Origin of the sequence: Pseudomonas solani, assembly GCF_026072635.1 — a bacterium.
GTDB classification, from domain to species: domain Bacteria; phylum Pseudomonadota; class Gammaproteobacteria; order Pseudomonadales; family Pseudomonadaceae; genus Metapseudomonas; species Metapseudomonas solani.
The window spans coordinates 3,317,961-3,340,404 of record NZ_AP023081.1; the positions used below are offsets into that span (position 1 = coordinate 3,317,961).

Here is a 22,444-nt window from a genome sequence, read left to right on the forward strand (position 1 = left end):
GCAGCGGTCATGCCCGCGCGGTGGCAGGCTTTTTGTGGGAGCGAATTCATTCGCGATCGGGGTACCAGGCGGTAACCCCGGCCGGGATCAGCGACGCACCAGCAACACACCCGATTCCATGTGGTGGGTGTAGGGGAACTGGTCGAACAGGGCGCAGCGCTCGATGCGGTGGGTGTCGTGCAGCTGGGCGATGTTGGCGGCCAGGGTCTCCGGGTTGCAGGAGATGTAGAGGATGCGCTCGAAGCGGCGGGTCAGCTCGCAGGTGTCCGGGTCCATGCCGGCGCGGGGCGGGTCGACGAACACGGTGCCGAACTCGTAGGCCTTGAGGTCGATGCCGGCGAGGCGGCGGAAGGGGCGCACTTCGTTGAGGGCTTCGGTCAGCTCTTCGGCGGAGAGGCGCACCAGGGTGACGTTGTCCACGCCGTTGTCGGCGAGGTTGGCCAGGGCGGCGTTGACCGAGGTCTTGCTGATCTCGGTGGCCAGCGCCTTGCGCGCGCGGGTGGCCAGGGGCAGGGTGAAGTTGCCGTTGCCGCAGTACAGCTCCAGCAGGTCGTCCTCGCGCTCGCCCATGGCTTCGAAGGCCCAGGCCAGCATCTTCTGGCACACCTCGCCGTTGGGCTGGGTGAAGGCGCCTTCGGGCTGGCGGTAGCGGAAGGCACGGCCGGCGACGGTCAGCTCTTCTTCCACGTAGTCGCGGCCGATGACGATGCGCTTGCCCTTGGAGCGGCCCACCAGGCTCACGCCCAGGTCGGCGGCGAGCTTCTCGGCCTCGGCCTTCCAGGCATCGTCCAGGGGGCGGTGGTAGCAGAGGGTGATCAGCGCGTCTCCGGACAGGGTGGTGAGGAACTCCACCTGGAACAGCTTGAACGACAGCACCTGGCTCGCCTGCCAGCCGGCTTTCAGGCGCGGCATCAGCTCGTTGATGCGGCGGCTGGCGATGGGGAAGTCCTCGATCAGCACGGGGGTGAACTTGTCCCCGGCTTCGAACATGGCGTAGTGACGGGTCTCACTGCCGGTCTCGCGCCACAGGCGGAACTCGGCGCGCAGGCGGTAATGCTCGCGGGGCGAGTCGAAGACGTCCGGTTGCGGTGCGTCGAAGGGCGCCAGCAGTGCCTTCAGGCGCTCGGCCTTGTCGGCGAGCTGCGCGGCGTAGCCTGTGGGATCGAACTGCGGGCGGCTCATCAGTGGAAGAACCCCATCTTGATCACGAACAGCACGGCGAGGATCACCAGCGCCGGGCTCAGCTCGCTGTAGCGGCCGGCCAGGGTCTTGATGGCGGCCCAGGCGATGAAGCCGAAGGCGATGCCGTCGGCGATGGAGTAGGTGAAGGGCATGGCCAGGGCGGTGATCAGCACCGGGGCGGCGGTGGTCAGGTCGCTCCATTCGATTTCTGCCAGGCCCGAGGCCATCAGCACGGCGACGAAGAACAGCGCCGGCGCGGTGGCGAAGGCGGGCACGCTGCCGGCCAGGGGCGAGAGGAACAGGGCCAGGAGGAACAGCACGGCGACCACGACGGCGGTGAGGCCGGTGCGGCCACCGGCGCTGACGCCGGCTGCGGATTCGATGTAGCTGGTGGTGGTCGAGGTGCCCAGCAGCGAACCGCCCATGGCGGCGGTGGAGTCGGCGATCAGGGCGCGGCCCATCTTCGGCATGTGGCCGTCGGCGCGCATCAGGCCGGCCTTCTTGGCCACGGCGATGAGGGTGCCGGAGTTGTCGAACAGGTCGACGAAGAGGAAGGCGAAGATCACGCTGACCAGGCCGATTTCCAGCGCGCCCTTGATGTCCAGCTGCAGGAAGGTGGGCGCCAGGGACGGCGGCATGGAGACGATGCCACCGAACTTGGAAACGCCCAGGCCGATGCCGGCGAGGGTGACGGCGAGGATGCCGATCAACACGGCGCCGGTCACCTTGCGGGCTTCCAGGGCGATGATCAGGAAGAAGCCGAGCACGGCGAGGATCGGCTCGGGCTTGGTCAGGTCGCCCAGGGTGACCATGGTCACCGGGTGGGCGGCGACGATGCCGGCCTTCTGCAGGGCGATCAGCGCGAGGAACAGGCCGATGCCGGCGGCGATGGCCGAGCGCAGCTCCAGGGGGATGCTGTTGATGATCCATTCACGGATGCGGAAGATCGACAGCACGAAGAACATGCACGCCGAGATGAACACCGCGCCCAGGGCCACCTGCCAGGTGTGGCCCATGTGCAGCACCACGGTGTAGGTGAAGAAGGCGTTCAGGCCCATGCCGGGGGCGAGGGCGATGGGGTAGTTGGCGATCAGGCCCATGACGGTGGAGCCGATGGCGGCGGCCAGGCAGGTGGCGACGAACACCGCGCCCTTGTCCATGCCGGTTTCACCGAGGATGGCCGGGTTGACGAAGAGGATGTAGGCCATCGTCAGGAAGGTGGTCAGGCCCGCCAGGACCTCGGTGCGTACGTTGGTGTCGTGCGCTTTGAGTTGGAACAGTTTTTCCAGCATTTTCGCTCCCCGTGACGTCTTCGCGTCTGTTGGCCCGGACTGGATAGCAGTCAAGCACAGCGCCTGCGGTTGGGCGCCGTTTCTGCCAGCCCGGCAAAAAAGGCGCGCATCATACCAGCTCCCCTGGGGGCGGTGAATTTATGACCAGACGGGCAGCTCGGGTTTCGTCGTGCGGCCCGCCCGGGCAGAAACCCTGAACCTCGGCGAAGACCGGCCAGTCCACCTGAAAGATGCGGGTATCCACACCCGCGCACCGCCCTTCGGGGCCGGACGAGACGAGCCTGAGGTCAACATGAGTTCCCTACCCAGCCTGCGCCGTGGCCAAACCGCCGTCGGCCATCCGATCCAACTGGTCATCAACGGCGAACCCCATCGGCTGCAGGTGGAGCCCTGGACCACCCTGCTCGACCTGCTGCGCGAGCGCCTCGACCTGGTGGGCACCAAGAAGGGCTGCGACCACGGCCAGTGCGGCGCTTGCACCGTGCTGCGCAATGGCGTGCGGATCAATGCCTGCCTGGCCCTGGCGGTGATGCAGGACGGCGCCGAGATCACCACGGTGGAAGGCCTGGAGCGCAACGGCGAGTTGCACCCCATGCAGGCCGCGTTCATCCGCCACGACGCCTTCCAGTGCGGCTACTGCACACCGGGGCAGCTGTGCTCGGCGGTGGCCCTGGCCAGCGAGAACCACGCCCACGACCGCGACGGCATCCGCGAGCAGATGAGCGGCAACCTGTGCCGCTGCGGCGCCTACGCCAACATCCTCGACGCCATCGAGGAGGCGCTGCCCGCCTGCCAGGGCGCTGCCAAGGGGAACGCCGCATGACGCCCTTCAGCTACGAACGCCCCGAGGAACTGGACCAGGCCCTGAAGCTGGCCGGCCCCCACGCGCGCTTCATCGCCGGGGGCACCAACCTGGTGGACCTGATGAAGGAGAACGTCGAGCGCCCCGAACGGCTGATCGACATCACCGCGCTGCCGCTGCACGGCGTGCTGGTCGGCGAGGACGGCGGGCTGCGCATCGGCGCCCTGGTGAGCAACGCCGACCTGGCCTGGCACCCGCGCGTGCAGAGCCATTTCCCATTGCTGGCCGAGGCGCTGCTGGCCGGGGCTTCGCCGCAGTTGCGCAACATGGCCACGGTCGGCGGCAACCTGCTGCAACGCACCCGCTGCCAGTACTTCTATGACGTGGCCACGCCCTGCAACAAGCGCGAGCCCGGCAGCGGCTGCCCGGCGCGGGTGGGGCTCAACCGCAACCACGCGATACTCGGCGCCAGCGAACACTGCGTGGCCACCCACCCTTCCGACATGTGCGTGGCCCTGGCGGCACTGGAGGCCAAGGTGCACGTCGCCGGCCCCGGCGGCACCCGGGTGATCGCCTTCGCCGACTTCCACCGCCTGCCCGGCGACGAACCGCAGCGCGACAACCTGTTGGCGGCGGACGAGCTGATCACCGAGGTCGAGCTGCCGCCGTCGCCTTTCGCCCGCCACAGCGCCTACCTGAAGATCCGCGACCGCGCGTCCTACGCCTTCGCCCTGGTTTCGGTGGCGGCGGCGCTGCGCGTGGAGCAGGGCACCGTGGCCGAGGCGCGCATCGCCCTGGGCGGTGTGGCGCACAAACCCTGGCGCCTGCCGGACGCCGAGGCGGCACTGGTGGGGCGCCCCTGCACACCGGCGGCCTTCCGTGTCGCCGCCGACCTGCTGCTGCAGGGGGCCGAGGGCCTGGGGCGCAACACCTTCAAGGTGGAGCTGGCTCGCCGCGCGGTGGTCCGCGCCCTGGCCGATGCCGCCAAGGGAGGGCCCCGGGCATGAGTGCATCGCCACTGGGCAAGGCCCATGACCGGGTGGACGGCCGTGACAAGGTCACCGGCCGCGCCCGCTACGCTGCCGACTTCGCCGTACCCGGCCTGTTGCATGGCTGGGTGGTCAACGCCGGCATCCCCCGTGGGCGCATCCTCGCCATCGACAGCCGCGCGGCCGAGGCGGTGCCCGGTGTGCAACTGGTGCTGACCCACGCCAACCGCCCGCCCATCGCCAGTTATGACGAACCCTACGAGGACGCCGACGCCGCCGACGGCTCGCCGTTCCGCCCGCTGTACAACGATCGCATCCTCTATAGCAGCCAGCCGGTGGCACTGGTGGTGGCCGAGACCCTGGAGCAGGCACGCCACGCCGCGCGCCTGGTGACGGTGGACTACCAGGCCGAGCCGCACCAGACCGACCTGCTGGCCGCCCTCGACGACGCCCACCTGGCCCCGGCGTCGCTGCCCGAGCCCCGGGGCGATTGCGCCGGCGCCCTGGCCGGCGCGGCCCTGCGCATCGACGTGAGCTACAGCTCGCCCATCGAGCAGCACAACCCCATGGAGCCCCACGCCGCCACGGTGGTCATGCAGCCCGACGGTGCGCTGCTGGTCTACGACAAGACCCAGGGCACGCAGAACAGTCAGCAGTACATCGAGCGGGTGTTCGGCCTGGAGCCGGGCCTGGTGCGGGTGATGGCGCCCTTCGTCGGCGGCGCTTTCGGCTCCGGTCTGCGTCCGCAGTACCAGCTGGTGCTGGCGGTGATGGCGGCGCTCAAGCTGCAGCGCTCGGTACGGGTGACCCTGACCCGGCAGCAGATGTTCAGCTTCGGCTATCGCCCGCGCACCCTGCAGCGCCTGAGCCTGGGCGCCGCCGCCAATGGCGAGCTGCGCGCCCTGCGCCACGAAGCGGTGGGGCAGACCTCGCGCTTCGAGGACTTCACCGAGCACGTGGTGGAGTGGTCCGGGATGCTTTACCAGTGCGACAACGTCGAACTGGGCTACCGCCTGGCGCCGCTGGACGTCTACACGCCGCTGGACATGCGCGCCCCCGGCGCCACCCTCGGGGTCTTCGCCCTGGAGTGCGCCATGGACGAGATGGCCGCCGCCGTGGCCATCGACCCGCTGCAGCTGCGCCTGACCAACTACGCCGAGCGCAACCAGAACGAGGGCAAGCCCTTCTCCAGCAAGGCCCTGCGCGAGTGCTACGCCCAGGGCGCCGAGCGCTTCGGCTGGGCGGCGCGTGACCCGCAGCCGCGCAGCATGCGCGAGGGCCACGAGCTGCTCGGCTGGGGCATGGCCACCGGCGTGTGGGAGGCCATGCAGAGCCCGGCCAGCGCCCGCGCGGTGATCGATGGCGACGGCCACCTGCACCTGAGCAGCGCCACCACCGATATCGGCACCGGCACCTACACGGTGATGACCCAGATCGCCGCCGCCAGCCTGGGGCTGGACATGGCGCGGGTGACCTTCAGCCTGGGCGACTCGCACTTGCCGAAGGCGCCGCTGCAGGGCGGTTCCTTCACCGTCTCCTCGGTGGGCAGCGCGGTGCAGCAGGCCTGCGTGGCGCTGCAGGACCGGCTGCTGAAGACCGCCGTGGAGCTGGAGGACTCGCCCTTCGAGGGGCTGACGCGGGAGCAGGTGGAGTTCGTCGACGGCGAACTGCGGGTCATCGGCGCGCCGGAGCTGGCGCTGGGCTATGGCGAGATCGTCCGTGCCGCTGGCGGCGCGGCCCTGGAAGCCCGGGTGGACGCCAAGCCGGACGACAAGCGCGAGGCCTATTCCACGGCCAGCCACTCGGCGGTCTTCGTCGAGGTGCGGGTGGACGAGGTGCTGGGCGTGGTGCGGGTTAGCCGGGTGGTCAGCGCCATCGCCGCCGGTCGCGTGGTCAACCCGAAGATGGCGCGCAGCCAGATTCTCGGCGGCGTGGTCTGGGGCATCGGCATGGCCCTGCAGGAGGAGACCCAGACCGACCATGCGCTGGGCCGGCACATGAACCACAACCTGGCCGAGTACCACATCCCGGTGCACGCGGATATCGGCGAGATCGAGGTGATCTTCGTCGAGGAAGAGGACGAGGTGGTCAACGCCCTGGGCTCCAAGGGCGTCGGCGAGATCGGCATAGTCGGGGTCGCGGCGGCGGTGGCCAACGCCATCTGGCACGCCACCGGTAAGCGCATCCGCGACCTGCCGATCACCCCCGACAAGCTGCTCTGATCAATCGCCGCCGTGCAGGCGGTCGCGGTTGGCCAGGGTGGGGAAGAGCCTTATCCACAGGCCGGTGATGAGCAGGGTGCCGACCCCGCCCATGACCACCGCCGGCACGGTGCCGAACCAGGCGGCGGTGACGCCGGACTCGAACTCGCCGAGTTGGTTGGAGGCGCCGATGAACAGGCCGTTGACGGCGCTGACCCTACCGCGCATCTCGTCCGGCGTGTGCAACTGCACGAAAGCGCCACGGATGACCATACTGATCATGTCCGCCGCGCCCAGCACCGCCAGCACCGCGAGGGAGAACCAGAACGAGGTGGACAGGCCGAAGGCGATGGTGGCCACGCCGAACACGCCCACGGCAGTGAACATGATGCGCCCCACCTGGCGTTCGATGGGGAAGCGCGCCAGCCAGAACGACATGGCCAGCGCGCCCACCGCCGGTGCCGAGCGCAGCAGGCCGAGGCCCCAGGGCCCGGTGAGCAGGATGTCCTTGGCGAACACCGGCAGCAGCGCGGTGGCGCCGCCGAGGAGCACGGCGAACAGATCGAGGGAGATGGCGCCGAGGATGTCGCGGCGGCTGCGGATGAAGCGGATGCCGGCCAGCAGCGAGTCCAGGGAGGCGCGCTCCTTGCGCAGCACCTGCTGGCGGCTGGACAGGCTCAGCATCAGGCAGCAGGCGATGGCGTAGAGCACCGCCACCGGGCCATACACCCAGAGGCTGCCCAAGGCGTAGAGCAGGCCGCCCACCGCCGGCGCGACGATGGTCGCCGCCTGCATCGCCGAGGCGGCCGCGGCCACGGCACGTGGGAACAGCTCCGTCGGGACGATGTTGGGCAGCAGCGCCTGGGTCGCCGGCATCTCGAAGGAGCGTGCCGCGCCGAGGGCGAAGGCGAGGAGGAAGATCATCTCGCGGCTGATGTTGTCGGTGGCGCTGCCCAGTACCAGCGCGACGGCGATCAGCCCCTGGACCGTCTGGCACAGTGCGGCCACGTGGCGGCGGTCGTAGCGGTCGGCCACGTGCCCGGTATGCAGCATGAACAGCACGCGCGGGAGGAACTCCGCCAGGCCCACCAGGCCCAGGTCGAGCACGTTGCCGGTGAGTTCGTAGATGTGCCAGCCGATGGCCACGGTGAGCATCTGGAAGCCGCTGGCGGTGCACACGCGAGCGAACCAGAACGCCATGAACGGGCGGTGGTGACGCAGCAAGAGGGCCTGGGACATAGGTCGGGAAAATGCTTAGGAGGCTATCGGATGCGCAGATTAGCACCTTGCCCCGGCGCCGAAAATCGGCGCGACGACCCGGCACCCGAGGCGTGCACCTTCGTACCAGGAATTTATTCTGACCGAGCGGCCAATTTTTTCTTGTCTGCCGATTCGGTTCCATTAGAATCTGACCTTCGAGTCAGAAACCCTCTCGACCATTCTCATCGACCCCGAGCCTCGGGGCCGACGGATTACTACGCACAGGAAACAGGGGCCGGCACAGATCGCGCCCCAAGGATCGGGTATGTCCAACCGTGAGTTATCCCGACGCGCCTTCTTGCAGGGCAGTGTCATCGCAGGTATCGGCATCACGCTGGCACCACTGGGCAGCAAGGCCTTTGCTGCATTGTTCGAGGACAAGGTCACCGCCTCGCCGCAGCCCTGGTATACGCCCGGTGGCCAGGCACGAGCGCGCATCGACGGCGTTTCCAAGGCCTGCGGGGCCAAGGTCTTCGCCCGTGACATTCGCGCCAAGGACATGCCCGGCTGGCCCCAGCGCCAGGGCCATGCGCTGCTGATCAAGGCGACCCGCGCCGACCAGCTCTACGCCGGCCTCGACCTGTCCATGCTCGGCGACGAGCTGCAGCCCGATCGCCTGGTCACCGCGGCGGACCTCGCCCGTGACGGCATCGGCTTCCCCGAAGGCCACAACCTCGATCCCTTCCTGCCGGAAGGCCAGGTGCCGATGTTCATCGGCCACCCGGTGGCGATGGCCATCTGGACCGACTTCGACCGCTACCGCCGGGCCAAGAACATCCTCAAGTTCAACGAGAAGGTGGTGCGCTACGGCGCCAAGGCCGAGCTGTACCAGGCCGACCCCTACGGCAGCTTCCGCTTCGTGCGGGTGGGCGGCGAGACGGCTTTCGAGCCGGACGTGTTCTCCAGCCTCAAGGACAGCATGCTGTTCCCCATCATCCGCCAGCGCAAACCGGTGTGGAGCCAGCAGGCCAAGATCAACGGCGACCTGACCCAGCAGGGCCTCTATTACGCCGAACGCATGGAGCAGCAGCTCAAGGCGCCGCCGGAAGACTGGCTGGTGTTCGACGAGCGCTTCACCACCCAGTCCATCGAACCGGCGGCCCTGGAAGCCGACAACGGCAATGGCTGGTATGACGCCGAGAGCGGCACCCTGCACTTCGTGGTCGCCACCCAGTGCCCCTTCGAGGTGGCCGAGCAGACCGCGCACATGCTGGCGCCGTCGCGCTTCAAGGTGGCCAAGCTCAACCTGCACCCGGGCTACACCGTGGGCTACGGCTCCAAGGACAACAACATCTTCGTCTTCTACGCCGCGCTCGCCGCGATGTACGGCGAAGGCGTGCCGGTGCGCCTGGCCAACGACCGCTACGAGCAGTTCCAGAGCGGCATCAAGCGCCACCCCTTCGACATGCATTACCAACTGGCGGTGAACAAGCAGGACCACAGCTTCCAGATCTTCCGCGCGCACATGGACGTCGACGGCGGCGGCCGCGCCAACTACAGCTCCTCGGTGGCGGCGGTCGGCGCCACGGCGGCGCAGTCCATCTACTACCTGCCGCAGAGCGACCTGGCCGCCACCGCGTACCATTCGCGCGGCGTCGAGGCCGGCTCCATGCGCGGCTACGGCACCCTGCAGACCATGGCCGCCACCGAGATGATGGTGGACGAGGTGGCCGGCCGCCTGGGCCTGGACGCCATCGAGCTGCGCAGGAAGAACGTGTTCAAGACCGGCATGAAGAACACCCAGGGTGCGATTCCCGCCGGTGCCCTGCGCCTCGACGAGATCCTCGACAAGGCCGCCCAGCATGAAATCTGGCGCACCCGCGCGGAGCGCAAGCAGCGCTTCGACGCCGAGGACCCGGACAACCTCTACGGCGTCGGCTTCGCCATGTGCCAGAAGGACTTCGGCACCGGCTCCGAGGCGCCCCTGGCGAGCCTGGAGATCACCGCCGACGGGCGCGTGCTGCTGCGCCACGTGGCCATCGACATGGGCACCGGCATGGCCACCTCCCAGGCACTGCTGGCTGCCGACCACCTGGGCCAGCCGGCCCACGAGATCAAGACCGGGGAGACCGACTGGCACGAGCTGGGCCTGGTCACCAGCGGTAACCCCTACATCATCAGCCAGGCCGACCAGGACGCCGCGCTGAAGAACCCGCGCTGGGTGGGCAAGCTGGCGTCGCCGTCCTCGGCCACCAACTCCGCCTACTACTCCGGCCACGCCACCCGCGAGGCGGCGCGCATCCTCTTCAACTTCGGCCTGTGGCCGGCGGCGCTGAGCATCTGGGGCCGTGGCGAGTACAACGGCTCGCTCAACCCCTACGTGGTGCGCCGCGAAGACGCCCACTGGAAGGATGGCGCCCTGAGCGCCGGCGGCATGCCGCCGATCCCCTTCGAGCTGCTGGCGAAGAAGGCCCATGACCTGGGCCTGGTCACCGGTGCCAGCGTGCACGGCTTCAACCGCTGGAAGTGGGCCTCGGCCGAGTTCGAGATCAACGGCGTGCGCGAGAGCCTGCCGCTGGACGCGGTGGCGGTGAAGTACGGCGCCGGTGCCGACGCCGGCAAGCGCGCCCTGATGACCCGCAACGGCTACCACCTGCTGGACCGCGTCTCGGTCAGCTACCCGGAAACCCAGCTCAATAACGCCATGGTCACCTACTACAGCCCGGTGGCCACCCTGGTGGAGATCAAGGTCAACAAAGGCAGCGGCCAGGCCACCGTGATCAACCACCATTCCTGGATGGAGTGCGGCCGGGTGATCGTCCCCGAGCTGGTGCTCGGCCAGCTGGAAGGCGGCATCGCCATGGGCATCGGCCACGCGCTGATGGAGGAAATGCCGCTCTACGAAGGGGGCCCGGGCGAGGGCACCTGGAACTTCAACCGCTACCAGCTGCCCCGGGCGAAGGACGTCGCCGTGTGGTCGCAGACGGCGGAGATCTTGCCGCCGCTGTCGCCCAGCGACCCGGCCAAGGGCATCGCCGAAGTGGTGATGATCCCCGTGGTCGGCGCCATCGTGAACGCCGTGGCCCACGCCACCGGCAAGCGCCTGCGCGACCTTCCCCTGACTCCGGCCCGCATCAAGGAGGCCCTCCATGGCTAACCGCGCGCTCAGCATGAACATCAACGGCCAGGCCGTCGGCCCCATCGAGGTGGCGGACGACCTGATGATGATCGACTTCCTCCACGAGTACCTGAACCTCACCGGCTCGCGCCTGGGCTGCGGCCAGGGCGTGTGCCACGCCTGCGTGGCCATCCTCGACAAGCCCGACGGCACCAGCGAGGAAATCCGCACCTGCATCACCGGCGCGCATTTCTTCGCCGGCAAGAAGGTGCGCACGGTGGAGGGCCACGCCCAGCTCGACGACAAGGGCGAGGTGAAGAGCCTCAACCCCATCCAGCAGAAGTTCGTCGACCAGTTCGCCTTCCAGTGCAGCTACTGCACCCCCGGCTACGTCAACGCCGCCACCGTGCTGGTGGAGAAGCTGCAGCGCCAGCCGATCAAGCGCAGCGAGCTGGAGGGTGAGATCGACAACGCCCTGGGCAAGCACATCTGCCGTTGCACCGGTTACGTCCGCTACTACAACGCCGCGCGCGATGTGGTCGAGGAACTGGGTCTGGTGAAGGAAGGCTGATGATGAAAGCACTGCTGATCGCCGCCGGGCTGCTCCTGCCCCTGGCCGCCACCGCCGCGCCCGAAGCGCCCGCCGACAAGGCCCTGATCGAGCGCGGCCGCTACATCTCCCGCGCCGCCGACTGCGTGGCCTGCCACAGCATCGAGGGCAGCGCCCCCTATGCCGGCGGCCTGCCCCTGGAGTCGCCGTTCGGCACCATCTATGGCACCAACATCAGCCCGGACAAGGAGCACGGCATCGGCAACTACACCGCCGATGACCTCTACCGCGCGCTGACCCAGGGCGAGAAGCCCGACGGCAGCAAGCTCTACCCGGCGATGCCCTACACCTCCTACCACCTCATCACCCGGGAGGACTCCGATGCCCTCTACGCCTACCTGATGAGCCGCGAGCCGATCCCCAAGGCGAGCCCGCAGACCAGCCTGACCTTCCCGTTCAACCTGCGCTTCGGCCTGGCCTTCTGGAACATGCTCTACAAGAACCGCGTGCAGATGCAGCCGGCGGAAGGCAAGAGCGAGGCCTGGCAGCGTGGCCAGTACCTGGTGGAAGCCCTCGGCCACTGCGGCGAATGCCACACCCCGCGCAACGCGCTCGGTGCCCTGCAGCAGGACCAGCGCATGGAAGGCGGTGTGCTCCTGGGCTACCTGGCGCCGAGCCTGAAGGCCGAGGCGCTGGCCGCCCGTGGCTGGACCACCGACGACCTGGCGACCTTCCTCAAGCACGGCATCAGCGGCCAGGGCTCGGTGTTCAACGAGATGTACCCGGTGCTGCACCACAGCCTGCAATACCTGCCGGAGGTGGATCACCAGGCCATGGCGGTGTTCCTCATGGGTGACCAGCCGCCGGCGCCGGCGACCATCGCCACCCGCCCGCTGGCCGAGCTCACCGCCAGCGGCCAGGCCGGTCGCCAGGAGTACCTGAACCTCTGCGCCGGCTGCCATGGTGCTGAGGGGCAGGGCATCCCCCACGTGGCGGTGGCCATGGCCGGCAACACCACCCTGCGCCAGGAGGATTCGCGCAACCTGCTGCGGGTGATCGACGATGGCATCCGCGAGCAGCAGTTCACCGGCTTCGAACGCATGCAGCCTATGCCGGGATTCCTGCATGATCTTGATGACGCGCGGATGCGCGATCTGCTCAACTACCTGCGCCAGACCTGGGGAGGATCGCCCGGGGACATCGGTATGGAGAGCGTCTCCCAACTGCGAAGCGAAAAGGTTCACTGACCATGCAACACCTCGACCTCATCGTCGTGCGCAAGGCCCTCGAATGGTCCAGGGCCGGCCAGCGTGTCTGGCTCTGTACCGTGCTTTCCACCTACGGCTCGGCGCCCCGTGCGCCGGGCTCGCTGCTGGCCGCCAACGAGGCGGGGCAGTGGGTGGGGTCGTTGTCCGGTGGTTGCGTCGAGGATGACTTCCTCGAACGTGTCGCCGAAGGCGCATTCCCCGAGCCGCTGGCGCTGGTGCGCTACGGCGACGGCAGCGATGAGCGTTCGAAGATCAGCCTGCCCTGCGGCGGGGTGCTGGACGTGCTGGTGGAGAACCTGCCGGCCGATTGCGAGGTGCAGGCGCACCTGCGCGAGCTGGAAAGCGCCCTGGCCGGCCAGCGCCGGCTGCTGCGGGAGATCCGCATCGACGGCGGCACCCGCACCCTGCTGGAGGACCGCGAGCAGGGCGCCCGGGTGGAGCGTAACGAACAGGTGATCCGCCTGCGCGTCGGTGCTGCCCAGCGCCTGCTGCTGGCGGGCTATTCCTCGGTGGCCCAGGTGTGCGCCGAATTCGCCCAGCCGCTGGGCTTCGAGGTGGTGCTCTGCGACCCCCGCGAGGAGGTGCTCGAGGGCGTCGAGCTGCCGGGCGTCGAGGTGCGCCGCGAGCTGCCCTCCGAAGTGATCCGCAACGGTGGTTGCCACGCCGACACCGCCGTGGTGGCCCTGACCCACGACCCGCGCATCGACGACCTGGCGATGATCGAGGCGGTGCGCACCGAAGCCTTCTACATCGGCGTGATGGGCTCGATGGCCACCAGCACCAAGCGCCGGGAGCGCCTGCGCCGCGTGGGCGGCCTGAGCGAAACCGAGATCGACCGCATCATCGCCCCCATCGGCCTGAACCTGGGCAGCAAGACCCCGGCGGAGATCGCCCTGGCGGTGCTTGCCGACATCCTGCGGGTGCGCAATGCGATACCGCGCGAGCGGGTTTGATTCCCTGGACGGAACGCTGGGGAAACCCTGTAGGAGCGAATTCATTCGCGATGGCAGCCGACAGGCTGCTGCTTTGTATCGGTTTGCTGCTGGGACCGCTGCGCGGTCCTTTCGCGAATGAATTCGCTCCCACCCATTCTGTGAGATCCCAGGAGTTGTCATGCCCCCGTCATCGCCCTGATCCTCGCCGCTGGCCGTGGCACACGCTTCGGCAGCGACAAGCGCCAGGCGCGCCTGGCCGATGGGCGCACCCTGCTGGCGGCCAGCGTGGCGCGGGCGCGGGCGGTGTTCGATGAGGTGCATGTGGTGCTGCGCCCTGAGGACGACCCGGCGGCGCTGGGCCTGCCCGACGATTGCCCCGTAATCCGCTGCGCGGACGCCGACCTGGGCATGGGCCACAGCCTGGCGGCCGGCGTGCGCGGGTTATCCACAGCCCGGGGCAGGGCCGTGGCGGTGATGCTGGGGGACATGCCCTGGCTGGCCGAGGCGACGCTGCGCCAGTTGGTGGCCCAGGCCGATGCGCAGCACATCCTGTTCCCGCTGCACCACGGCCTGCGCGGCCATCCGGTGATCTTCGGGCGCGATTTCTGGCCCGAGCTCGAACGCCTCCAGGGCGACGAAGGTGCCCGTGCGGTGCTCGCCGCCCATCGCGAGGCCTGGTTGGCGCTGGAGGTGGACGACCCCGGCGTGGTGCTGGACGTGGACACGCCCAAGGCCCTTGATTCGGGGCACGCGCCACGGCCGTAGGCGTGCACCGGCTTCCAGGGGTGTAGGGTGGATGACGCTTCATCCATCCACCAGGCGGGTTAGCGGGCTGCTCAGGACTGTCCAGTGACCTTGTAGCGGAGCTCCGGTCCGGCTCCGTGTTTGTCCAGAGCTATCCACTCGCTGCGGCAACCTGCCGCGTGGCAATCGACCACAGCATTTTTCTTCAAGCGAAGCGCTACTCTTTAGCTGCTGATTGATCTGCGTCAATGCCCGACCTTTGGGTTTGCGCTTGCGGCCGTTTGGGCCGCCATCTCCCTGAAACTCCACATAAAAAGAACGAATTCCCATGAGCAGCGCTCCAATTGCCGGAGTGACCTGCCCAGGGCCGTGCCCGTGAAACCAGCTATGAGGACGCCGTAATGTTCGGATTGGAGGCTCTTGATCTCGCCCGAATCCAGTTCGCCTTCACCATTTCCTTCCACATCATCTTTCCGGCCATCACCATTGGCCTGGCGAGTTACCTGGCGGTATTGGAAGGCTTGTGGCTGAAGACCAACCGGGAGGTCTATCGCGACCTCTATCACTTCTGGTCGAAGATTTTCGCCGTCAACTTCGGCATGGGCGTGGTGTCCGGCCTGGTGATGGCCTATCAGTTCGGCACCAACTGGAGCGCCTTCTCCGACTTCGCCGGCTCGGTCACCGGGCCGCTGCTGACCTACGAGGTGCTCACCGCATTCTTCCTCGAGGCCGGCTTCCTCGGCGTGATGCTGTTCGGCTGGAACCGCGTCGGGCCGGGCCTGCACTTCTTCTCCACGGTGATGGTGGCCATCGGCACGCTGATCTCCACCTTCTGGATCCTCGCCTCCAACAGCTGGATGCAGACGCCCCAGGGCTTCGAGATCATCGACGGCCGGGTGATCCCCACCGACTGGTTCGCGGTGATCTTCAACCCGTCCTTCCCCTATCGCCTGGCGCACATGGCCACCGCGGCCTTCCTCGCCACGGCCTTCTTCGTCGGCTCCTCGGCGGCCTGGCACCTGCTGCGCGGGCGTGACAACCCGGCGATCCGCCAGATGCTCTCCATGGCCATGTGGATGGCCCTGCTGGTGGCGCCGATCCAGGCGTTCATCGGTGACCTGCACGGCCTCAACACCCTCAAGCACCAGCCGGCGAAGATCGCCGCGATGGAAGGGCACTGGGACAACAGCAGTGGCGAGGCGACCCCGTTGATCCTCTTCGGCTGGCCGGACATGGAGCGCGAGGAAACCCGCTTCAAGGTGGAGATTCCCTACCTCGGCAGCCTGATCCTCACCCACAGCCTGGACAAGCAGGTGCCGGCGCTGAAGGACTTCCCCAAGGAAGACCGGCCCAACTCCACCATCGTCTTCTGGTCGTTCCGCATCATGGTCGCCCTGGGCCTGCTGATGATCCTGGCCGGCGTCTGGAGCCTGTGGTTGCGCTGGCGCGGCGGGCTGTTCACTTCGCGGCCGTTCCTCTACCTGTGCCTGTGGATGGGGCCGTCCGGGTTGATCGCCATCCTCGCCGGCTGGTTCACCACCGAGATCGGCCGCCAGCCCTGGGTCGTGTATGGGCTGATGCGCACCGCCGACGCCTCGTCGAACCACAGCTTCGCGCAGATGAGCCTCACCCTGATCATGTTCGTGGTGGTCTATTTCGCCGTGTTCGGCGCCGGCTTCAGCTACCTGCTGCGCCTGGTGCGCAAAGGACCGAAGACCGACGAGGGCAAGGAGCAGGGCATCGGTGGCCCTGGCCAGAAACGCACGCCGGCACGGCCGATCTCGGCCGCCGACGAGAACATGGACGACGATGACGCCAGTGGCGACGACCTGGGCGCGAGGAATTGAACATGGGCATCGACCTTTCTCTGATCTGGGCAATCATCATCGTCTTCGGCGTGATGATGTACGTGGTGATGGACGGCTTCGACCTGGGCATCGGCATCCTCTTCCCCTTCGTCAAGGACGACTCCGAGCGCGACGTGATGATGAACACCGTGGCGCCGGTGTGGGACGGTAACGAGACCTGGCTGGTGCTGGGCGGGGCGGGGCTGTTCGCGGCCTTCCCGCTGGCCTACTCGGTGGTGCTCAGCGCCCTCTACCTGCCGCTGATGTTCATGCTCATCGGCCTGGTGTTCCGGGGCGTGGCCTTCGAGTTCCGCTTCAAGGCCAAGGAGCACAAGCGCCACATCTGGGACAAGGCCTTCATCGGCGGCTCCCTGGCGGCGACCTTCTTCCAGGGCGTGGCCCTGGGGGCCTTCATCGAAGGCATCCCGGTGGAGAACCGCCAGTTCGCCGGCGGTGGCCTGGACTGGCTGGCACCCTTCCCGATCTTCAGCGGCCTGGGGCTGGTGGCGGCCTATGCGCTGCTCGGCTGCACCTGGCTGATCATGAAGACCGAAGGCCGCCTGCAGGAGCAGATGCACGACATGGCCCGCCCGCTGGCCTTGGTGCTGCTGGCGGTGATCGGCATCGTCAGCATCTGGACCCCGCTGTCCCATGGCGAGATCGCCCAGCGCTGGTTCAGCCTGCCCAACCTGTTCTGGTTCATGCCGGTGCCGCTGCTGGTGTTGGTGACCTTCTTCTACCTGCTGCGCTCGGTGGCGAACTACGACAACATCAAGCCCTTCGTGCTGACCCTGATCCTCATCTTCCTCGGCTACAGCGGCCTGGGCATCAGCCTGTGGCCGAACATCGTGCCGGGCTCGCTGAGCATCTGGCAGGCCGCCGCGCCGCCGCAGAGCCAGGGTTTCGCGCTGGTGGGGGCTCTGTTCATCATCCCCTTCATCCTCGTGTACACCGCCTGGAGCTACTACGTGTTCCGCGGCAAGGTCACCCCGGACCAGGGCTACCACTAGTGGACAGGAGAGCGACCATGGCTGTGGATAACCCCGAGAAGAAGCCCCTGTGGCAACGCCTGGGCTGGCTGCTGGCGATCTGGACCGGCAGCGTCCTGGCGCTGGGCGCCGTGTCCTACCTGCTGCGGCTGTTCATGAATGCGGCGGGGCTGAGCACGCCCTGAGCCGGGTCCGGGCTCGCTCCCGTAGGAGCGAGCTCTGCTCGCGATGCACGTTGCGGGAGCAAGGTGCCTGGCTCGGCTCCGATGGTGGACCGGTGAAGCGGGGTCCACCCTACGCGACGGTCGGCTCGTGCAGGGCGGGTGGAACCCGCGATCCCTGTGACGGCGATATCGGGTTGCATCCGACCTACGGTTGAGCGACTCCCTGCGGTACCAGGGAGCGCGGGACGGTAGGGTGGATGTCGCTTTTTACATCCACCGGCGATGCCCGGTTTGGCTCCGATGGTGGACCGGTGAGGCGGGGTCCACCCTTGTATCTCGACTAACTACCCCTTCAGGGGTAATAGTTCCCGACTGATCATCGGGGGAGGGGCTGGAAGTCGTGTCCACCCTTAGGCCCTGAGCCTGCGACGTAGATAGTGCTCCGCCCCTCCACACTCACTCGAACAGCCCGAACGGTATCTTGAGCCCAGAGCTCGCATTCACAAGGTTGGGCCGGGTGCAGTGATGATCGCATTTGGAACGATCAGGAGGAGCACACATGCCCAGTGTCATTGGTGTCGACATTGCGAAGCACACGTTTGATATCGCCACCCTGCAGGCGAACGGCAAGTACCGCACCAAGGCCAAGTTGGCCAACAGCGAGGCGGGCTTTCGCACGCTGCAGGAGTGGCTGAACAAGCACAGCGAGGCGGGTGCCTGGGTCGTGATGGAAGCCACCGGCATCCACCATGAAGCCCTGGCCGAATGGCTGCTGGAGCAGAACTATCGGGTCTGCGTCCTCAACCCAGCGCAAATCGCTCACTACGCCCGCAGTCAGCTGCAGCGCGTGAAAACTGACAAGGTCGACGCCAAGCTGATCGCCGAATACGGCGAGCGCCACCAAGATGAGCTACGGCCCTGGCAGCCTGAACCTCGCGCCATACGGCGCCTGAAAGCACTGATGCGGCGCCTGGCGGATCTGCAGGAAATCCAGCAGATGGAGAGCAATCGCCTGGAGGTGGCCGATACCAGCGTGCAGGAGTCGATCCGCTCAGTGTTGCGGCACATCGAGCAACAGATCGAGGAAACCCTCAAGGCCATCAACAACCACATCGACAATGACCCGGATCTGCGCGGCAAACGTGATCTGTTGACCAGCATCGATGGCATCGCGGACAAGACAGCCGCCCTGATCCTGGCGGAGCTGGGCGACCCTCATCGCTTCACCAGCAGCCGCGCGATTACCGCCTTTGCCGGGCTCAATCCGCGTTTGCAGGAGTCTGGTAAGTACCGGGGGCAGACCCGCATTTCCAAGATGGGCTCATCGCGGCTGCGTGCTGGGCTGTACATGCCTGCCGTTTGCGCCCTGCAGCACAACGGGGCGATCAAAGCGATGAGAGAACGCCTCAGAGCCAAGGGCAAGACCGGCATGCAGATCATCTGCGCAGCGATGCGTAAGCTGCTGAACATCGCTTATGGCGTCTTGAAATCGGGCCAGCCGTACGACGTAAAACTGGCCCTTGCTCACTAGGGATCAAGACGGTATCTACGCGACGGTCGGCTCGTGCAGGGCGGGTGGAACCCGTGAATCCCTGTGACGGTGATGTCGGGTTGCACCCGACCTACGGTTAAGCGACTCCCCGCGGTACCAGGGAGCGCAGGACGGTAGGGTGGATGTCGCTTTTTACATCCACCAGCGATGCCCGGTCTGGCTCCGATGGTGGACCGGTGAAGCGGGGTCCACCCTACGCGACGGTCGGCTCGTGCAGGGCGGTGGAACCCGCGAATCCCTGTGACGGCGATATCGGGTTGCACCCGACCTACATCGGCGCCCGATTGAATCGCGCCTCTACTTGGTGGCCTTGAGGATCACGAACTTGGGCGTGGCGGCGACCTGCTCGACGCCACGGTACAGGCGCTTGAGCTTGGCGTGGTAGCCCAGGTGGCGGTTGCCGACTATCCACAGTTCGCCTCCAGTGACCAGCGCATCGCGCGCCTGCACGAACATGCGCCAGGCGAGGAAGTCGCCCACCACCTGCTGCTGGTGGAAGGGCGGGTTGCACAGCACCAGGTCCAGCGAATCCGCCGGCTGCTCGGCCAGGCCATCGCCGGGACGCACCTCCACCGCGCGCTCGCCCAGGGCCGCGCGCCAGTTATCCACAGCCGATTGCACCGCCATGTAGGACTCGTCCACCAGGGTCAACTGCGCCGCCGGGTTGGCCAGGGCGTAGGCGATGCCGAGCACGCCGTTGCCGCACCCCAGGTCGGCTACGCGGGTGGCGTCCAGGCGCTTGGGCAGGTGCGGGAGGAAGGCGCGGGTGCCGATGTCCAGGCCCTCGCGGCAGAACACGTTGGCGTGGTTGAGCAGTTCGATGCGCGGCTTTTCCAGCAGGTAGCGGGTGGGGTAGGGCGAGCGGGCGCGCGGTCGGTCCGCCTGTGTGGCCACCAGCAGGCGGGCCTTTTTCACCGCCAGCGAGGCCTGCATCGGGCCGATGTATTTCTCCAGCAGGTCGCCGGCGGCGTGGGGCAGGTGCTTGACCATGCCGGCGGCCACCACCGTGGCGCCGGGCGCCAGCTGGCCTTGCAGGCGGATCAGCTGTTCTTCCATCAGGGCCAGGGTCTTGGGCACGCGGATCAGCACCCGGTCGAATGGCCCCTCGACTATTTCATTTGCCGGCACGAAGCGCTGCGCGTCGGCGGCCAGGCCGTTACGCGCCAGGTTGCGCTGCAGGCCGAGGAAGCCCAGGTGCGAGTCGCCGCTGCTGGTGACCTGCACATGGGGCGCGAGGCTTGCGGCCAGGGCGCCGAAGCTGTCGTTGAGCACCAGCACCCGGGTGGCGGCGTCGGGCGCCTGCTCATGCAGGTGGGCGAGCAGGTATTCGTCGGCGGCGTCGAACGCCTGCAGCGGGTCGTTCGGCTGGTCGGGAACACGGACCAGGTCGAGCTGGCCGAAGGGGGTGAGCAGTTGGGGCATCGGGAACTCTGGACTCGGATGAAGGCGAAGATTCTGCTGGAAGTGAGAGCTGGTTTGGATTAGCGGTGCTTGTTTATTGATCAGTTTTGACTAACAATCCACGCCGCTGATTTCGGCCCGCCATCCCATGGCGATTCTCTCCGCCGGAACAGCTCCAATAATAACCAGGCATCTGGCATTTCTCTGCCCTGAACGACCTGGTACGCCGTAAAAAACGGTGCGTACCCGCTGGTTGGGAGCGGGCGTTCCACCGAAAAAACCTTATTCCAGACGGAGCCGACGCGCATGGCGCGGGCTTCGCCGTTGCCATTTGCACAGGTGTATACATGTACAAGTCTCTGTTCGGGGCGCTCTTCGCTTCGCTCATGGTCCTTTCCAGCTCCGCACTGGCCGAGGAGCCGATCCTCATCAAGTTCTCCCACGTGGTGGCCGAGGACACGCCCAAGGGCAAGGGCGCGCTGCTGTTCAAGAAGCTGGTGGAGGAGCGCCTGCCCGGCAAGGTGAAGGTCGAGGTCTTCCCGAACTCCAGCCTGTACGGCGACGCCGACGAGATCCAGGCGCTGCAGAAGGGCGAGGTGCAGATGCTGGCGCCCTCGCTGTCCAAGTTCGAGGCCTATACCAAGCAGCTGCAGGTGTTCGACCTGCCCTTCCTGTTCGACGACCTCGAAGCCGTTAAGCGCTTCCAGAAGCGTGACAAGAGCCGTGAGCTGCTGCGCTCCATGTCCAAGCAGGGCATCTATGGCCTGGGCTACTGGAACAACGGCATGAAGGTGCTGACCTCCAACCGCGAGCTGCGCAAGCCTGAAGACGCCAAGGGCCTGGCCTTCCGTATCCAGCCGTCCTCCGTGCTCGACGCACAGTTCGGCCTGCTCGGCGCCAAGACCGTGAAAATGCCCTTCGCCGATGCCTTCAAGGCCCTGCAGGCGGGCACCATCCAGGGCACCGAAGGCCCCTGGTCGAACATCGCCAGCCAGAAGGTCGACACCGTTCAGCCGTTCATCATGGAAACCAACCATGGCTCGCTGAACTACATGCTGATCACCAGCCACAAGTTCTGGATCAGCATTCCCTACGAGACCCGCACCGAGCTGGAAGCCATCATCGAGGAAGTCACCTTCGCGGTGAACAAGGATGCCGAGGCGATGAACCTGAAGGACCGCGAGCGCGTCATCGCCGCCGGCAAGACCAAGGTCGTCACCCTCACCCCCGAGGAGCGCGATGCCTGGCGCCAGGCCCTGATGCCGCTGTGGAAAACCTACGAAGCGGAGATCGGCGCCGACGTGCTGCGCGCCGCCCAGACCGTCAACCGCAAGCGCTGATCGGTCTATAGCCACAACGCGCGCGGGTGTTTCCCGCGCGCGCTTTGCGGGACACTGGCAGGGTTCCAGCGACAAGGAGCCCGCAATGAGCGCCAGCGAAGAGAAGTTTACCCGCCAGACCCTGCTCGACGTCCAGACCCTGACGCCGAGCCTGTTCACCCTGCGCACCACCCGTGACCCCGGCTTCCGCTTCCGCGCCGGCCAGTTCGCCCGCCTGGGCGTGACCAAGGCCGATGGCAGCACCGTGTGGCGCGCCTATTCCATGGTGTCTGCGCCCCATGACGAGCACCTGGAGTTCTTCTCCATCGTGGTGCCCGGCGGCGAGTTCACCAGCGAGCTGAGCCGCCTCGCCGAGGGCGACACCCTGCTGATCGACAAGCAGGCCTTCGGCTTCCTCACCCTCGACCGCTTCATCGACGGCCGTGACCTCTGGCTGCTGGCCACCGGCACCGGTGTCGCGCCCTTCCTGTCGATCCTCCAGGACCTGGAGGTGTGGCAGCGCTTCGAGCGCATCCTGCTGGTGTACAGCGCACGGCACGAAAGCGAGCTGGCCTACCAGCCGCTGATCGCCGGGCTCAAGGAGCTGGAGCACCTGGAAGGCGTCGCCGACAAGCTGACCTATATCCCCGTGGTCACCCGCGAGCAGGTGCCGGGTGCGCTGAACGGGCGCATCACCACGCTGATCGAGAACGGTGAACTGGAGCGTGCCGCCGGCCTGGCGCTGACCCCCGAGCATTCGCGGGTGATGCTCTGCGGCAACCCGCAGATGATCGAAGACACCCGCGCCGTGCTGAAGGCCCGCGACATGAACCTGGCCCTGACCCGCAAGCCCGGGCAGGTGGCGGTGGAGAATTATTGGTAGAAGACGTT

18 protein-coding genes are annotated in these 22,444 nt (G+C 67.2%); 14 read left to right on the forward strand and 4 right to left on the reverse strand.

Translation table 11 applies throughout. The features are described 5' to 3' along the window. Positions 1–87 precede the first annotated feature (87 nt). Together trmA and PSm6_RS15090 are read right to left on the reverse strand one after the other, a co-directional pair. Complete coding sequence (trmA, locus tag PSm6_RS15085) at positions 88–1,182, reverse strand: tRNA (uridine(54)-C5)-methyltransferase TrmA (RefSeq protein ID WP_021218819.1); 1,095 nt, start codon at positions 1,180–1,182, stop codon at positions 88–90. Further along, positions 1,182–2,474: an NCS2 family permease gene (locus PSm6_RS15090; protein WP_021218818.1), complete on the reverse strand. Its 1,293-nt coding sequence runs from the start codon at positions 2,472–2,474 to the stop codon at positions 1,182–1,184. The genes trmA and PSm6_RS15090 overlap by 1 nt, the downstream gene beginning before the upstream one ends. 292 nt (positions 2,475–2,766) lie before the next feature. Here PSm6_RS15090 and PSm6_RS15095 point away from each other — a divergent pair, with 292 nt between their 5' ends. Genes PSm6_RS15095 through PSm6_RS15105 form a run of 3 tightly spaced genes read left to right on the forward strand, consistent with a single transcriptional unit; the run spans position 2,767 to position 6,487 of the window. After that, complete coding sequence (locus tag PSm6_RS15095; RefSeq protein ID WP_021218817.1) at positions 2,767–3,297, forward strand: (2Fe-2S)-binding protein; 531 nt, start codon at positions 2,767–2,769, stop codon at positions 3,295–3,297. After that, positions 3,294–4,283 (forward strand): FAD binding domain-containing protein, encoded by a 990-nt coding sequence (locus tag PSm6_RS15100; RefSeq protein ID WP_021218816.1) that lies wholly within the window; start codon positions 3,294–3,296, stop codon positions 4,281–4,283. The genes PSm6_RS15095 and PSm6_RS15100 overlap by 4 nt, the downstream gene beginning before the upstream one ends. Beyond that, positions 4,280–6,487, forward strand: coding sequence for a xanthine dehydrogenase family protein molybdopterin-binding subunit (locus tag PSm6_RS15105; RefSeq protein ID WP_021218815.1), 2,208 nt, complete (start codon positions 4,280–4,282; stop codon positions 6,485–6,487). The genes PSm6_RS15100 and PSm6_RS15105 overlap by 4 nt, the downstream gene beginning before the upstream one ends. Here PSm6_RS15105 and PSm6_RS15110 read toward each other — a convergent pair whose 3' ends face one another. Further along, the gene (locus PSm6_RS15110) at positions 6,488–7,705 is read right to left on the reverse strand and encodes an MFS transporter (protein ID WP_021218814.1); all 1,218 of its coding nucleotides are present in this window, start codon (positions 7,703–7,705) and stop codon (positions 6,488–6,490) included. A gap of 286 nt (positions 7,706–7,991) precedes the next feature. On the opposite strand from PSm6_RS15110, the gene PSm6_RS15115 reads away from it, so the two are divergent. The 9 genes from PSm6_RS15115 to PSm6_RS15155 all read left to right on the forward strand — a co-directional run bounded on the left by PSm6_RS15115 (position 7,992) and on the right by PSm6_RS15155 (position 18,812). Then, positions 7,992–10,823 (forward strand): xanthine dehydrogenase family protein molybdopterin-binding subunit, encoded by a 2,832-nt coding sequence (locus PSm6_RS15115; protein WP_265170482.1) that lies wholly within the window; start codon positions 7,992–7,994, stop codon positions 10,821–10,823. After that, positions 10,816–11,355, forward strand: coding sequence for a (2Fe-2S)-binding protein (locus PSm6_RS15120; protein ID WP_021218812.1), 540 nt, complete (start codon positions 10,816–10,818; stop codon positions 11,353–11,355). The genes PSm6_RS15115 and PSm6_RS15120 overlap by 8 nt, the downstream gene beginning before the upstream one ends. Before the next feature lie 2 nt (positions 11,356–11,357). Beyond that, on the forward strand, positions 11,358–12,581 hold the full coding sequence (locus tag PSm6_RS15125; protein ID WP_031287490.1) for a cytochrome c: 1,224 nt from the start codon (positions 11,358–11,360) through the stop codon (positions 12,579–12,581). Positions 12,582–12,583: 2 nt separating this feature from the next. Beyond that, positions 12,584–13,555, forward strand: coding sequence for an XdhC family protein (locus PSm6_RS15130; protein ID WP_021218810.1), 972 nt, complete (start codon positions 12,584–12,586; stop codon positions 13,553–13,555). 171 nt (positions 13,556–13,726) lie between these two features. Further along, on the forward strand, positions 13,727–14,302 hold the full coding sequence (locus tag PSm6_RS15135) for a nucleotidyltransferase family protein (protein WP_265170533.1): 576 nt from the start codon (positions 13,727–13,729) through the stop codon (positions 14,300–14,302). A 380-nt stretch (positions 14,303–14,682) separates the two neighbouring features. Next, the gene (locus PSm6_RS15140; RefSeq protein WP_021218808.1) at positions 14,683–16,128 is read left to right on the forward strand and encodes a cytochrome ubiquinol oxidase subunit I; all 1,446 of its coding nucleotides are present in this window, start codon (positions 14,683–14,685) and stop codon (positions 16,126–16,128) included. Between the two features lie 2 nt (positions 16,129–16,130). Beyond that, a complete protein-coding gene (gene cydB / locus PSm6_RS15145) occupies positions 16,131–17,138 on the forward strand; it encodes a cytochrome d ubiquinol oxidase subunit II (protein ID WP_021218807.1) in 1,008 nt (335 codons plus the stop codon). A 17-nt stretch (positions 17,139–17,155) separates the two neighbouring features. Next, positions 17,156–17,302: a DUF2474 domain-containing protein gene (locus PSm6_RS15150; RefSeq protein WP_021218806.1), complete on the forward strand. Its 147-nt coding sequence runs from the start codon at positions 17,156–17,158 to the stop codon at positions 17,300–17,302. A 538-nt stretch (positions 17,303–17,840) separates the two neighbouring features. Next, entirely contained in the window at positions 17,841–18,812 is a 972-nt protein-coding gene (locus PSm6_RS15155) for an IS110 family RNA-guided transposase (RefSeq protein ID WP_265167663.1), read from the forward strand. Positions 18,813–19,130: 318 nt separating this feature from the next. Here the strand turns inward: PSm6_RS15155 and PSm6_RS15160 are convergent, their stop codons facing one another. Next, a complete protein-coding gene (locus PSm6_RS15160; RefSeq protein ID WP_265167664.1) occupies positions 19,131–20,255 on the reverse strand; it encodes a methyltransferase in 1,125 nt (374 codons plus the stop codon). Positions 20,256–20,581: 326 nt separating this feature from the next. Between PSm6_RS15160 and PSm6_RS15165 the strand changes: the two genes are divergently transcribed. Together PSm6_RS15165 and PSm6_RS15170 are read left to right on the forward strand one after the other, a co-directional pair. Then, on the forward strand, positions 20,582–21,574 hold the full coding sequence (locus PSm6_RS15165) for a TRAP transporter substrate-binding protein (RefSeq protein WP_043244494.1): 993 nt from the start codon (positions 20,582–20,584) through the stop codon (positions 21,572–21,574). 85 nt (positions 21,575–21,659) lie between these two features. After that, a complete protein-coding gene (locus PSm6_RS15170) occupies positions 21,660–22,436 on the forward strand; it encodes a ferredoxin--NADP reductase (protein ID WP_021218803.1) in 777 nt (258 codons plus the stop codon). Positions 22,437–22,444: the final 8 nt, after the last annotated feature.

Bases quoted from the DNA above. Each gene is read 5' to 3' on its own strand.
- trmA (WP_021218819.1), bottom strand. From the start codon at position 1,182: ATGAGCCGCCCGCAGTTCGATCCCACAGGCTACGCCGCGCAGCTCGCC.
- PSm6_RS15090 (WP_021218818.1), bottom strand. From the start codon at position 2,474: ATGCTGGAAAAACTGTTCCAACTCAAAGCGCACGACACCAACGTACGC.
- PSm6_RS15095 (WP_021218817.1), top strand. From the start codon at position 2,767: ATGAGTTCCCTACCCAGCCTGCGCCGTGGCCAAACCGCCGTCGGCCAT.
- PSm6_RS15100 (WP_021218816.1), top strand. From the start codon at position 3,294: ATGACGCCCTTCAGCTACGAACGCCCCGAGGAACTGGACCAGGCCCTG.
- PSm6_RS15105 (WP_021218815.1), top strand. From the start codon at position 4,280: ATGAGTGCATCGCCACTGGGCAAGGCCCATGACCGGGTGGACGGCCGT.
- PSm6_RS15110 (WP_021218814.1), bottom strand. From the start codon at position 7,705: ATGTCCCAGGCCCTCTTGCTGCGTCACCACCGCCCGTTCATGGCGTTC.
- PSm6_RS15115 (WP_265170482.1), top strand. From the start codon at position 7,992: ATGTCCAACCGTGAGTTATCCCGACGCGCCTTCTTGCAGGGCAGTGTC.
- PSm6_RS15120 (WP_021218812.1), top strand. From the start codon at position 10,816: ATGGCTAACCGCGCGCTCAGCATGAACATCAACGGCCAGGCCGTCGGC.
- PSm6_RS15125 (WP_031287490.1), top strand. From the start codon at position 11,358: ATGAAAGCACTGCTGATCGCCGCCGGGCTGCTCCTGCCCCTGGCCGCC.
- PSm6_RS15130 (WP_021218810.1), top strand. From the start codon at position 12,584: ATGCAACACCTCGACCTCATCGTCGTGCGCAAGGCCCTCGAATGGTCC.
- PSm6_RS15140 (WP_021218808.1), top strand. From the start codon at position 14,683: ATGTTCGGATTGGAGGCTCTTGATCTCGCCCGAATCCAGTTCGCCTTC.
- cydB (WP_021218807.1), top strand. From the start codon at position 16,131: ATGGGCATCGACCTTTCTCTGATCTGGGCAATCATCATCGTCTTCGGC.
- PSm6_RS15150 (WP_021218806.1), top strand. From the start codon at position 17,156: ATGGCTGTGGATAACCCCGAGAAGAAGCCCCTGTGGCAACGCCTGGGC.
- PSm6_RS15155 (WP_265167663.1), top strand. From the start codon at position 17,841: ATGCCCAGTGTCATTGGTGTCGACATTGCGAAGCACACGTTTGATATC.
- PSm6_RS15160 (WP_265167664.1), bottom strand. From the start codon at position 20,255: ATGCCCCAACTGCTCACCCCCTTCGGCCAGCTCGACCTGGTCCGTGTT.
- PSm6_RS15165 (WP_043244494.1), top strand. From the start codon at position 20,582: ATGTACAAGTCTCTGTTCGGGGCGCTCTTCGCTTCGCTCATGGTCCTT.
- PSm6_RS15170 (WP_021218803.1), top strand. From the start codon at position 21,660: ATGAGCGCCAGCGAAGAGAAGTTTACCCGCCAGACCCTGCTCGACGTC.